Raw genomic sequence first — 13,309 nt, 5'->3', positions numbered from 1 at the left:
TACAAAGTTCGCGCTACTGAAAACGCCCCCGCTGCGCAAGCAACGGGGGCGTTTCCAATTATAAACAACCCAAACTCTACTTCGCCTCGTCGCCGAGCACGGCCACGGCTTCGGCCAGGGCGGCGTCTTTACGCAGGGGCTTCAGGAAACGGGCCACGCGCTTGGCGGCGGTCGAGTCGCTGGCCGGGCGGGCGTCGGCGGCCAGGGTGGCCACGTCGAGCGAGGGCAGCGCGTTCTGAGCGGTGGTTTGCTGCTTGTTCACGTCGCGGGCCTGCTGTTGCTGGGCGCGGTAGGCGGCCAGGTTCAGCGAGAGGTTGGTCTTCTTGCGCTGCTCGGTGGCGCGCTGGGCGGCGTCGGTGATGAGGCGGAAGCCGGGGCTGGCGGCCACGCGGGCAGCACTGGCCGCGCGCAGCTGCTGCAGCGCCGGCACCGAATTGGTGGGCTGGTAGGTAGCGGGCGCAATTTCATCCCACTGCAGCGGGTAGTCGGCGTCCTTTTCACCCTTGGCGTAGGAGGTCAGCGCGTCGGGCAGCGTTATGTCGGGCGTTACGCCTTTGAACTGCGTCGAGCCGCCGTTCACGCGGTAAAACTTCTGGATGGTGAGCTTCACCGAGCCCAGCGGCTTGAGCGCCGCCACTTCCGGCGACACGGCGTTGTCTAGGTCAAATACCTGCTGCACCGTGCCCTTGCCGTAGGTGGTGCTGCCCATCACCACGGCGCGGCCGTAGTCCTGCATGGCGGCGGCCAGAATCTCGGAGGCCGAGGCGCTGTAGCGGTTCACCAGCACCACCAGCGGGCCGCCGTACTGCACCTTGGGGTCCTCATCGGCCACGGGCTGGGGCTTGCCGCGGTTGGTTTTCACCTGCACCATGGGGCCGCTGGGCACAAACAAGCCGCCCATGTCCACGGCGTCGCGCAGGGAGCCGCCGCCGTTGTAGCGCAGGTCGAGCACTACGCCAGCCACGTTTTCCTTGGCTAGCTTGGCCAGCTCGGCTTTCACGTCGGCGCCGCTGTTGCGGCCGCCCTTGCCGCTGAAGTCGGCGTAGAAGCTGGGCAGGTGGATGTAGCCGTAGTTCTTGCCGTTTTGCTTGATGACGGCCGACTGGGCGTAGGTTTCCTCAATTACCACCACGTCGCGGATGATGGGAATCACCAGCGTGGCGCCGTCGGGCTTGCGCACGGTCAGGCGCACCTCCGTGCCCTTGGGGCCGCGAATGAGCTTCACCGCCTTGTCGAACTTCATGCCTTCCACGCTCACGGGCTCGCCGGCGCCCTGGGCCACGCGCAGGATGACGTCGCCCACTTTCAGCTCGCCCTGCCGGGCGGAAGCCGAGCCGGGCACGATGTCGGTCACTTTCAGCTTGCCTTCGTCCTCAACCAACTGCGCGCCCGTGCCCTCCAGCCGGCCCGACATGGTGATGTCGAAATTCTCGCGCACGATGGGCGCGAAATAGTCGGTGTGCGGGTCGTAGCTGTTGGCAATGGCGTTGGCGAAGTCGGCCAGCCGGTCGTTGTCGTCGATTTTCAGACGGTCAGCAAAAGCCTCGTCGTAGTACTTGAGCACGCGCTTGCGGGCCTCGGCCTCAATCTGAGCGGGCGTGCGCAACGCGTCCGACGTGGTGGCGGGCGAGGCGCCCACTTTGGTCGCGGCCAGCGGCTTGTCTTTCTTCTTGGCCTCGTCGTCCATCATTTCCGACATGCGGGCCAGCGTCTGGTACTTCAACATCTTGCGCCACTGCTCGCGCTGCTCGGCCGGCGTAGCGGCGTAGGTGGCCTTGGTGGGGTCGGTTTCCCAGCTTTCCTGCACCGAGAAGTCGAAGGGCTGGGCCAGAATCTGGCGGTAGAGGGTCTGGATTTCGAGCATGCGCTTGCTCAGCAGCTGGTTCGTCGCGTCCAGAAACTCGTGGGTGCCGCCGCGCAGCTCGTCGTCAATCTTGGTACGGAACGGCTGCAGGGCAGCCACTTCGGGCGCCAGCAGCAGCTGCTTGTTCACGTCGATGCGTTTGAGGTACAGGTCGTACACACGCTGCGAAAACTGGTCGTCGATTTTCTCGGGCTGGTAGTGCAGCTGCGACAAGCCTTGCAGCATCACGCCCAGCACCACTTGGTCGCGCGGGGGCGTGCCCTGGTACACCGAAAACGACGCCAGCCCCAGCAGGGCCAGCACGGAGGCAGACGTCACCCCCAGCTTTAAGCGGGAAAATTTCATGCGAAGAAGATGATTAGGAGTCAGGAAAGGTTGCCCGGACCGGCATTTATACCGGCCCCGGGTGGGAAGGTTGGCCAGAACCTTGCCAAAAAGTAAGTTAAAGTCGGCAAGGTAACGGGTTGGGTTGCGGAAATCCGCAGGGCCAGCGGTGGGATATTCAATACTACAATTTTGCGGAGGTTTTAGGTCCGGGGCCGGGGGGTTCTGGCAGGCGCCTCACCCCCCGGCCCCCTCTCCCAAAGGAGAGGGGGAGCCTGACGATTCCAGCAGAAGCAAAACCGGTACCCCCGAAGAATGCTTGGTCGCATTCCCTTTGGGAGAGGGGGCCAGGGGGTGAGGCGCCCCGCCAGAACAAAAGCAACTCAAAAGCTCAGCGTCAGCTGTCGTCCCGCCGCGGGCTGCTCGTTGTTTAAGCTGGAAAGCGAAACGCCCAGCAGGCGCACGCCCTTGGGCAGCGGAAATAGCCCCTCCACCAGTTCCCGGCAAAGGCGCTCCAGCACTGCTTGGCTCGGGATGGGCCCCACGCTGCTGCGGCTGCGCGTGATTTGCTGGAAGTCGGCATACTTCACCTTCACCGTCACGGTGCGGCCCAGGATGCCGGAGCGCTGGCAATACTCCCACACCTCCTCAATGGACGGCCGCAAGCCGTCGAGCAAGTCGGTAAAGGCCGTTAAGTCCTGCGCAAAGGTGGTTTCCGAGCCCACCGACTTGCGCAGGCGGTCGGCCTCCACGGGCCGGTGGTCCTCGGCCCGGGCAATGGCGTGGTAGTAGCGCCCGGCCTTGCCGAAATGCTGGTGCAGCAGCTCCACCGGCTGGGCCCGCAAGTCGGCCCCGGTGAAGATGCCCAGCTGGTTCATGCGTGCCGCCGTCACGGGCCCGATGCCGTGAAACTGCCCCACCGCCAGCCCTTCCACAAAGGCCAGCCCCTGCTCGGGGCGCACCACAAACTGCCCGTTGGGCTTGCGGTAGTCGGAGGCCAGCTTGGCCAGAAACTTATTGTAGGAAATGCCCGCCGAGGCCGTGAGACCAGTTTCAGCCAGGATTTTGGCCCGGATTTCCCGCGCTATCTGGGTGGCCGAAACGATGTCCTTCAGGTTGTGCGTCACGTCGAGGTAGGCCTCGTCGAGCGACAGCGGCTCAATGAGCGGCGTATACTCAGCAAAAATGGCCCGAATCTGCCGCGATATTTCCTTGTACACGGCAAAGCGCGGCGGTACGAACACCAGTTCCGGGCACTTGCGCAGGGCCGTGACCGACGGCATAGCCGACCGCACCCCAAACTGGCGGGCCTCGTAGCTGGCCGCCGCCACCACGCCCCGCTCGCGGGCGCCGCCTACCGCCACGGGCCGGCCGCGCAGCTCGGGGTTGTCGCGCTGCTCGACGGATGCATAAAATGCATCCATGTCCAAATGGATGATTTTGCGGATAGAATCGGGCACCACCAAGCTTGCTTAATTATTACAACAAAGATAAATCGGGGCTCCCCAGGCGTGTTAAATCTTAGTTAATAGTGCCCAAAGTAGGCAAGGCATTGCCGGCAGATTAATTCTGACGGCCAGCTTATACCGATTTTGAAAAAACATCAAAAATTAAATTTCAAAATTTCTCTTTTTATTCATAGTTCTTTTACATATATTTGACTCATCAAACGATGTGGGGTGGCGGAACTGGCAGACGCGCTAGCCTATCTCGCTAGTAAAATTAGAGGTTCGAGTCCTCTCTCTACAGCATGAATCCCGGCCGCGCGTGCGGCCGGGATTTTTTGCTTTTGGCCCTGCTAAGGCGCGGGCGTTCTCGCGATTTACCACCTGACTGATAAAGAGGTCTGGCCACATCCCGGACATTAGGCACGGGTTTGACAATAGTTTTTTCTGGAATCGTTTGTGGCTTTTTAAAACACTTTTCACAGCCTTTAAGGCCTCGTACGGCACTAGCTCGGATTCAAAACAGCGCTCAATATTTAATATACTATGACAAATATATTTTATTTGAAATAACAAGGAATAATTACAAAAGTATACCTCTGCTGTAAAGCCAACTTAATGCGTGGCCCTATGCTGTTCCAGTCACTGAAGCGAAAAGGCAAAAACCAAGCATTTTCGCGGATTGCAGCGCCTGAGGGCACATTTCGGGATTTTATCAGTTGAAGCAATAAGGGTGTTGCTGGGCTTTGGTGTATTACCCCAAACGTTTGCAAGAAACTTCCGCAAACGTTTGAGAAAACCCACCCAAACTGACCATTTTCTAAGAATCCCTTATGCCCAAACTCTACGCTACGATGCGCCACGCCGGCCCTCCCACTCGGCAGCGCGGCCTTCTTCTCACCGCGTTGCTCTTGCTGGCTGGCGCGGCGAGTGCCCAGCAACTCAGCGGCACCTATTACGTGGGCAGCGGCGCCTCGCCCGACCCCACCCGCACCTACCCCACCCTGCCCGCCGCCATGACGGCCCTGGGCGCCGGGGTGAGCACGGGTGCCAGCGTAACCTTCACGCTGCTAGACGCTTCTTATTCGCTGGGCACCAACGCACTGGTAGTGCCTGCGGTAGTAATTGGCGCCGGGCAGGGCGTGAGCATCGTGCCCGCCGCCGGCGTCAGCCCGGTGATATCCGGCAGCAGCACCACGGCTTTGATTGACCTGAACGGGACGGATTTTCTGACCATCAGCGGGTACGATGGCAGCACCAGCGCCCGCACCCTCACGCTGCGCAACACGGCCAGCGCCCCGGCCGTGCTGCTGCGCAACGATGCTACCAACAACACCCTGCGCAACTTGGTGCTGGAAAGCGCCAACACCGGCACCAGCAGCGGCACCGTGTTTTTTAGCACCAGCACCGGCACCACCGGCAACGACTTCAACCTGCTGGCCAGCTGCGACCTGCGGCCGGCCAACAACAGCACCACCGTGCTGCCGGCCAACGGCATCTACTCGCAGGGCACGGCCGGGGCCACCAACAGCGACAACACCGTGCGCGGCTGCACCATCTACAACTTCACGGCCGCGGGACTGAACGTGACCACCAACAGCGGCGACAACTGGACGGTGGGTGGCGCCACGGCCGCCGAAGGCAACGCCGTGTACGAAACCGTGAGCCGCAGCGGCGACCTGCGCTTCCTGCGGTTGAGCAGCGGCAACAACCACGTGGTCAGCAACAACCAGCTGTACTACGCCAGCGGCACGCTCAGCGCGGCCTTTTACGGCGTGGTGATGGTGGGCGGCACCGGGCATGCAGTGAGCAGCAACAGCATCGGCGGCTCGCAGGCGGGCGCGGGCGGCGCGGCCTTTGCCATCGGGTCGACGACGGGCTACGAATACCCCATTTACCTGGATTTGAGCACGACGGCCGGCGCCGTCGCTACCACGGTGCAGGGCAACGTGATACGCAACTTCGCCTCGGCCTCGACGGGCATTATGTACGGGGTGCACGCCCGCAACGGCACGGCCGGCATCGTAACAATACAGGGCAACAGCATCGGGGGCACGGGCAGCGGGCAGGGCATCACGCACGCGGGCAATTTCTACGGCATCGACTTGGGCAACGCGGTGGGCGCCACGGTGCAGAACAACACCGTGGCAGGCATTACCACCACCGTAGCCAACGGCGTGGCCTCGCAGACCGGCACGCTGGCGGGCGTGAACATGAGCAGCAGCTCGGCCAGCACCATCAGCGGCAACACCTTCAGCAACTTGAGCGGCACCATCACCAACGCCGTAGCCAGCAGTACCGTGAACGCCACCAATGCCTCGCCGGTGGCCGGGGTGTACGTGAGCGGCAGCGGCGCCGCCACCATCACGGGCAACACCGTGAGCGGGCTGAGCAGCACCTCCACCTTTGCCGGCGGCGGCACGGCCCTCAACATCACGCTGGCGGGCGTGTGGCTGAGCGGCAGCGGCGCCGTGGCGGTGACGAGCAACACGATTTCTGGCTTGTCGGCCCCGGCGGGCGGGGCGCCGGTGTTCGGCATCTACAGCAGCGGGAGCGGCAGTGGCAGCATTAGCGGCAACCAGCTGAGCGGGCTGAGCAGCAACCTGGCCACGCCGGCGCAGCTGGCCGGCATCAACTCGACCGGCAGCGGCGTGGTGGTCATTGGCAACAATACCATTGCCAACCTCAGCCAGAGCGGCGCCACGGCCAACCTCAACGGCATCCAGTGCACCAGCGCGGCGGGCTCGAACGTGACCGGCAACACCATTACCAACGTTACCTACAGCGGCACTTCGGCGGGCCTGACGGTGTACGGCATCTTCGCCACGGGCTCGCACAGCATCAGTTCCAACACCATTATCACGGTGCAGGCCACGGCGGCAGTTAATGCCAACGCGCGGGGCATCTACGTGGGCGGCAGCGGCGCGGCGGCCACGGTGAGCGGCAACACGGTGACGAACGTGCTGAATGCCACCAGCGGCGCGGGCACCAACACGGCGGGCATTTTTGTGGGGCCGACCTCGGGCGTGATGGGGGCCGTGACAGTGAGCGACAACCGCATCAGCAACGTGGGCACCTCGGCCACCACGCCGCCCACCCGCAGCAATGCTTTTGTGGTAACGGGCCTGCTGTGCGGCGCCTCGGCCGCGGGCTCGGTGGTGGAGCGCAACCGCGTATGGAACGTGTACGGCAGCAGCACCGGCACCGGGCCCAATGCCGACCAGGTACGTGGCCTGGCCGTGCAGGGTGTCTACTCGGGCACTTTTGCCAACAACCAGATTAGCCTGGCGGCCGGGTCCATTGCACAACAGACCTACGGCATCCAGGACTTGTCGAGCGGCGGCGCCAACAGCTTCTACTACAACTCGGTGTACCTGGCCCCGGCCAGCGGCGCGGCCACGGGCATTAGCTACGGTTTCTGGCGCAGCGCCACCAGCGCGCCGCCCTCCGTGGAGTTGCGCAACAACCTGCTCTACAATGGCCGCACGCCCGCACCCGGCACCCCGGCCCTTGCCATTGGCACGGCCAGCACCACCGGCTGGGCCGCCACGGCTTCCAACTACAACCTATTTGTCAGCCCCAACGCTGCCGCGGTGGGTAACTGGGGCGGCGTGGTGCTAAATTTTGACGGCTGGAAGGCCGCCCAGCCCGGCGGCTCGGGCGGCGACGCCAGCAGCCTGCGCGTGGGCCCCGCCGATGCGCCGGCCGCCAGCCTGTTTGTGGACCTCGCCACCGGCAACCTCGACATCAACGCCGCCAACCCGGAGGCCTGGTACGTGAACGGCAACGGCGTGCAGCTGCCCGGTCAGGCCGGCGACTTCGGCGGCGCCGCCCGCGCTACCACGGTGGCGGCCGGCGGCACCGACATTGGCGCCGACGAGGTGACGCCCACCGCTACCCCGCCGGCCCTGACGGCTTCGGGCGCGCCGGTGCTGGGCGGCACGCAGGTGTTTTCGCTGGGTGGCCGCGCGCTGGCTTCTCTCACCTATGGCAGCACCGGCACAGTGCCCAGCCTGGTGGTGGCCCGCTACTACTCGGGCACCAACCCGCCCCCGCCGTTTGCGGCTGGCGCGCGCTATGCCAACGCGTATTTCACCTTCGCCGACGCCAACAATGACGGCAGCGGCTACGCTTACCAGCCCACGCTCACCTACGACCCGGCCCTGCTGGGCACCGTGGCCAGCGAAGCAGCGCAGCGCCTCAGCCAGCGCCTGGCCGACAACAGCGCCTACCAAACCTACGCGGCCACGACGGTGGACGCGGCCGCCCGCACCCTCACGGGGCCGGCCTCGCTCACGCGCCTGGGCCTGCTGGCCATCAGCGACCAGGCTGCACCGCTGCCCGTGATGCTGAGCCGCTTCGCCGCTGTGCGCCGCGAGGCCAACGTGGTGGTGGACTGGACCACGGCTACTGAGAAAAACTGCGCCGGCTACGAGATTCAGGTAGCCACCGATGGCCACAATTTCCGCAAGCTGGGCTTTGTGCGGGCCAGCCTGCCAAACAGCAGCACGCCGCAGTTCTACCAGTTTACAGACGCGGAGCCGGGCAAAACCGGCCTGCGCTACTACCGCCTGCGCCAGCTCGATTTGGATGGCGCCGCCAGCTATTCACCGATGCAAGCGGTGAGCTTTGGTGATGCCACTACCGCTGGCCTGCTGGCGTACCCCAACCCCTTTGGTGCGGTGCTGAGTGTGGCAGTAAGTGCCCCGCTCGACGGCCCCGTGCCGGTGACGCTGACCGATGCCATGGGCCGCACGGTGCTAACGCGACTGGTGGCACCCACGGCCGACACCAACCGCCTCGACCTGGGCGAGCTGGCGGCGCTGCCGGCGGGCGTGTACCTGCTGCGCGTGGCGCTGCCCGGCCAGACTCAGCAACTGAGAATCATGAAAAACTAGTTGTCAGCTGCTGGTTAGCAGGCCATTTTAATTGACTACTGACTAACAACGAGTAGCTAACAGCTAAAACAGAATCAATAACCCACCCTATACCATGAAAAAACCACTAATCCTTCTGGCCCTTTGCGGGCTGGCGCTGGGCTCGGCGCGGGCGCAGACGGTGCGCTCGGTGCTGGCCGATTTCGGGACCAACGACGGTACCAACGGCAACATCACGCCCAGCCCCGACGTGAACGGCAACTACTGGAACAACATCCTGAACAACACCGGCGTGACCGATACCTTCCGGCTGGTGGACAAGGTGAACCAGCCCACCGGCATCAAGCTGAAGGTGGGGGCCAACTTCCTCACCAACGGCATCGTGACCGGCGGGCTGCTGGCCCCCAGCGCGGCGCTGCTGGGCGAATACGCCATTGCCACGGCCACCCAGGACTACTTCTTTGTGCAGGGCACGGGCAGCACCAGCCTCGGCACCCTCCGCCTGAGCGGCCTCGACCCCAGCAAGCGCTACGTGTTCCACCTGTTCGGCAGCCGTAGCTCCACGGCCGAAACGCGGGTGAGCCAGTACCGCCTCACCGGCGCCAACCAAAGCACGGTGACCCTGACCACCACCGGCGCCAACGTGGGTGCCATCAATTACGCCGGCAACAACAACACCCTGGCCCATTCCGACACGCTCTCGGCCGATGCCAGCGGGGCCATCACGCTGGAATTGAGCAAGACCGTGGGCATGTACGCCTACCTCAATTTGATGCGGATGGACATTGTGCCCGGCCGCGCCGTACCCGCGCCGAACTACACGTTCCAGAACCCCGGCTTCGAGCTGGGCAACCTGAACTTCTGGACCACCGTGGCGCGCGGCGCCGGCGCCACTGCTACCGTGGCCACCGCCCAGAAGCACGGCGGCACCTACGCCGCCAGGCTGGCCGGCGGCAGCCTGGGCCTGGAGCAGCAAATCAGCTACCGCGCCCAGGCGGGCGTGAGCACCTACCGCCTCAACGGCTTCTTCTACCACGCGGCGGCCGACGCGCTGCGCGGCGCGCAATCGGCGCACATACAATTGCTTTATTATGACCAGAACCAGGCGCTGCTGGGCCGCTTCAAATCCGATTCGGTGACGGTAAATTCCACTTCCGGCACCTGGATTCGGCTGTCGGCCGTGGGGGCAGTGCCGACGGGCACGGCCTTCGTGAAGGCGGCGGCCGTGTGGCGCAATGCCGCGGGCACCGCCGCCGGCAGCGTGTATTTTGATGATTTGGCGCTGGAGCCTTACGTGGCCATCAATCCCTTTAAGCTCACGTTTATTGGCTCGTCGGTGCCGTTTGGGGTGGGCGCTACCAACAACCGGGGCTACACCACGCTGTACTCGGAGCTGCTGACGCAGCGCAGCACCGCCGGCCTGGGCGGGCCCTGGGCCACGGCCAACGTGAGCGTGCCCGGCAACAACACCATCGACGTGACCAACCGCTTCGACAACGACGTGCTGCCCCAGAACGGCAAGTACGTGATGATTGGCCTGGCCCTGGGCAACGAAGGCATCCTCACCGGCGGGCAGCCCATCTTCGACCAGTTCCGCACCAACCTGGTCCAACTCATCCGCCACGCCCGGGCCAACGGGCTGGTGCCCATCGTCAACAACGGCTACACCCGCAACGACTACACGGCCACGCAATACACCTTCACCCGCCAGATGAACGCCCTGATTCACGGCTGGAACGTGCCCAGCGTAAACCTGCTGGGCGCCGTGGACGACGGCAACGGCCGCTGGGCCACCGGCTACTGGTTTGATGCGCTGCACCCCAACGACCTCGGCCACGCCGAAATGGCCCGCACCATCGTGCCTTCGCTGCTCGATGCCCTGAACGCCAACAAGGCCCTGCCCACCCGCCGCGCCAGCAACGGCGTCACCTTCGTGCGCCCCACCACCGGCACCACCGCCAACGTCATCCGCTTCGTGCCCGAAGCCGTGGTGCATCCCTTCACCACGGCCATCCGGTTCAAAACCACCGGCGCCGGCCGCCTCGTGGAAATCCGCGACAGCGCGGGCATTGCCGCGGGCAACATCCGCGTCGACGCCAATGGCGTAGTGACCTACCAATCGGCCAAGGGCCAGACCATTACGGGCTCGGTGCCCGTGAATAACAACCGCTGGCACAAGCTGGTGCTCACGCACTACTACGCCCGCGGCGCCACCATGCTTTATGTAGACAGCGTGCGCGAAGGCACGGTGCAGGAGCGCCTGCGCCCCACCCGCCTCGACATCGGCGGGGCGGCCGCGCCCGGCCGCGTGCAGTTCCGCGACTGGCTGTTCTACCGCTCGGGCATGAACCAGGACGAAGTGTGGGCCCTGGCCGCCGACTCGCTGCTGAAATCGAGCCTGGAAATCTACGCTCCGCTCGACGGCCGCCGCGTGGCGACTACAGACTCCCTCGCCAACCTGGCCCAGAGCCTGAACACCCTGGCCCGCGTGGCCACACCCCTGGCCGCGCGCGAAAGTGCCACGGCCGCCCAAATCAGCCTCTACCCCAACCCCACGGCCGGCCTCATCACCATTGCCGGCCCCGCGGCGCTGGAGGGCCGCCCGGCCGTGGTGTACGACGTGCTGGGCAAGGCCGTCCTCACCGCCCGGCTCCGGGGCGGACAGCTCAACCTGGCGGCGCTGGCGCCCGGCGTATATTCGCTGGTGCTTGACACCCGCGAAGGACTGGTCCACAAGCGCATTGTACGTGCACAGGAATAGCACAGTACCTTTCTGACCACGTCAAAAAGCAGCGGCTGCCCTCCCCGGGCAGCCGCTGCTTTTTGTTATTGCCACGGCAAGCTGAACGGGTAAGAAGACGGGCATCCGCTTTCTTCTTGCCTTCCGCTGCTTAATTTTAATGCCCGCTTAATTTAACTCTTGGGTGAAAATAGCACGCGACTTTTCCGAGCTGGACTGCCTGCATCGACTCAAACAAGACGATGAGCGGGCGTTTGATGCCCTGTTCGGCCACTACAGCGCGTTGGTGTACCGCTTCGCCTACGGCTACCTCAAGGCCCGCCCCGATGCCGAAGAGATTGTGCAGGAGTGCTTCCTGAAAATCTGGGAGCGCCGCCAGCAGCTGCGCGACGACATGCCCCTGAAGGCCTACTTGTTCACCACGGCGCACCACGCCATCCTCAACCTGCTGCGCCGCCGCCAGCAGCACCTGCGCTTCCAGACCTACACGGCGGGCCTGGAGCCCGGCCAGGTGGGCAACGAGGCCGACTACGCGGCCCTCGAAACCCTCTACCAGGCGGCCCTGGAGCAGCTGCCGCCCAAGCGGCGCGAGATTTTCGTGCTCAGCCGGCAGCAGGGCCTCTCCTACCCCGAGATTGCCGCCCAGCTCAACCTCTCGGTGAAAACCGTGGAAGCGCAGATGGGTCACGCCCTGAAATTCCTACGCGGCTACTTTCAGTCGCACGGCGAGAGCATTTTCGTCGTGGCGCTGTGGCTGGCCTTGGCCAGCGCTTAGCACGATTGCTAAATCGTTTAATAGCCGGATGGGGCTACACCTTGTCCTTCTCCTAGTTTACGTCTAAAATTTTTTTCTAAAGCCAGTAGGGGTGTTGCGCGCTAGCGGTGTATTACTGCAAACGATTGGGGCATTGCGACCCTCTCCGTTTGGCAAAAAGCACCGGGTGAGTGACCTATCACCCTGAAAATACTGGCTTTACCCCATCCCAGTATTTCCACCACCGTTCCCCGCAGCCGCGCATGCTCTCCCCGATAAACGAAGAACTTTTTCAACGCCACGTGTCCGGGCTCACCACGCCGGCCGAAACGGCCGCCGTGCAAGCCTGGCTGGCCGACCCCGCCAACCAGGCCCAGGCACAGGCCTGGATGCGCCGGCACTGGGACCGCCTGGCCGCCACCCCCGAGGCCCAGCAGCCCGCCGTGGAAGAGCCCGACTACGACGCCCTGCTGAACACCCTGCACCTGAAGCTGGGCCTAGGCGAGCCGGCGCGCTACGTGGCCCCGGCCGCGCCGCGCTGGCGGCAGTGGGCGGCCGCGGCGGCCCTGGCCGGCACCGTGGCCGGGGGCGGCTGGCTGCTGTATTCGCAGCGCCCGGTGGCCCCACGGGAGGTGGCCACGGCCTACGGGCAGGTCAATACCATTAAACTGCCCGACGGCTCGGAGGCCACCCTGAACGGCCACTCCACGCTGCGCTACGCCAACGCCTGGGCCGCCAACCAGCCGCGCGAGGTGTGGCTGGATGGGGAAGGCTACTTCTCGGTGAAGCACCAGCCCAACAACCAGCGCTTTGTGGTACACACCCGCGCCGGCTTCGCGGTGGAGGTGCTGGGCACCAAGTTCACCGTGTATCGCCGCCGCGACCAGGCCCGCGTGGTGCTGCTCTCGGGCAAGGTGCGGGTGGATTTCGACGACCAGCAGCGGCCCGACGTGATTTTGAAGCCCGGCGAGCTGCTCGAAACCCGCGACGCCCAGCCGCTGGCCGCCGTGCACAAGGCCGTGCGCACCGCCCCCTACGCCGCCTGGAAGGACGCCCAGCTGGTGCTCGACGAAACCTCCATGGCCGAGCTGGCCACCCGCTTGCAAGACACCTATGGCGTGGAAGTGGTGGTGAGCAACCCGGAACTGGCCCAGCGCCGCATGACCGGCACCGTGCCCGTGGGCGACCTCGACGTGCTGCTGCAAGCCCTGCAGGAAACCTTCCACCTCCGCGCCACGCGCGAGGCGGGCCGCATCGTGCTGGCAGACAATACTGTGCCCACCAAATAACCGGATTCTTCAAACC

6 protein-coding genes and 1 tRNA gene are annotated in these 13,309 nt (G+C 64.6%); 5 read left to right on the top strand and 2 right to left on the bottom strand.

From position 1 onward, the window contains the following. Window positions 1-76 precede the first annotated feature (76 nt). Window positions 77-2,209: a carboxy terminal-processing peptidase gene (locus MTP16_RS14895; protein ID WP_243510988.1), complete on the bottom strand. Its 2,133-nt coding sequence runs from the start codon at window positions 2,207-2,209 to the stop codon at window positions 77-79. 362 nt (window positions 2,210-2,571) lie between these two features. Then, window positions 2,572-3,651 carry a DNA polymerase IV gene (dinB, locus tag MTP16_RS14890; protein WP_243510984.1) on the bottom strand — a complete coding sequence of 360 codons (1,080 nt, stop codon included), beginning with the start codon at window positions 3,649-3,651 and terminating at the stop codon, window positions 2,572-2,574. 210 nt (window positions 3,652-3,861) lie between these two features. On the opposite strand from dinB, the gene MTP16_RS14885 reads away from it, so the two are divergent. The 5 genes from MTP16_RS14885 (at window position 3,862) to MTP16_RS14865 (ending at window position 13,293) form a co-directional block, all read left to right on the top strand. After that, window positions 3,862-3,937: transfer RNA gene (locus tag MTP16_RS14885), tRNA-Asp, on the top strand. 529 nt (window positions 3,938-4,466) lie between these two features. Then, a complete protein-coding gene (locus MTP16_RS14880) occupies window positions 4,467-8,531 on the top strand; it encodes a T9SS type A sorting domain-containing protein (protein ID WP_243510980.1) in 4,065 nt (1,354 codons plus the stop codon). 94 nt (window positions 8,532-8,625) lie between these two features. After that, window positions 8,626-11,271, top strand: coding sequence for a GDSL-type esterase/lipase family protein (locus MTP16_RS14875; RefSeq protein ID WP_243510978.1), 2,646 nt, complete (start codon window positions 8,626-8,628; stop codon window positions 11,269-11,271). 163 nt (window positions 11,272-11,434) lie between these two features. After that, window positions 11,435-12,025 carry an RNA polymerase sigma-70 factor gene (locus tag MTP16_RS14870; RefSeq protein WP_243510976.1) on the top strand — a complete coding sequence of 197 codons (591 nt, stop codon included), beginning with the start codon at window positions 11,435-11,437 and terminating at the stop codon, window positions 12,023-12,025. Window positions 12,026-12,306: 281 nt separating this feature from the next. Then, complete coding sequence (locus tag MTP16_RS14865) at window positions 12,307-13,293, top strand: FecR family protein (protein ID WP_243510974.1); 987 nt, start codon at window positions 12,307-12,309, stop codon at window positions 13,291-13,293. The last annotated feature ends 16 nt before the right edge of the window (window positions 13,294-13,309 follow it).

Origin of the sequence: Hymenobacter monticola, assembly GCF_022811645.1 — a bacterium.
Lineage (GTDB): Bacteria > Bacteroidota > Bacteroidia > Cytophagales > Hymenobacteraceae > Hymenobacter > Hymenobacter monticola.
This window is presented reverse-complemented; position numbering and strand designations above follow the sequence as displayed.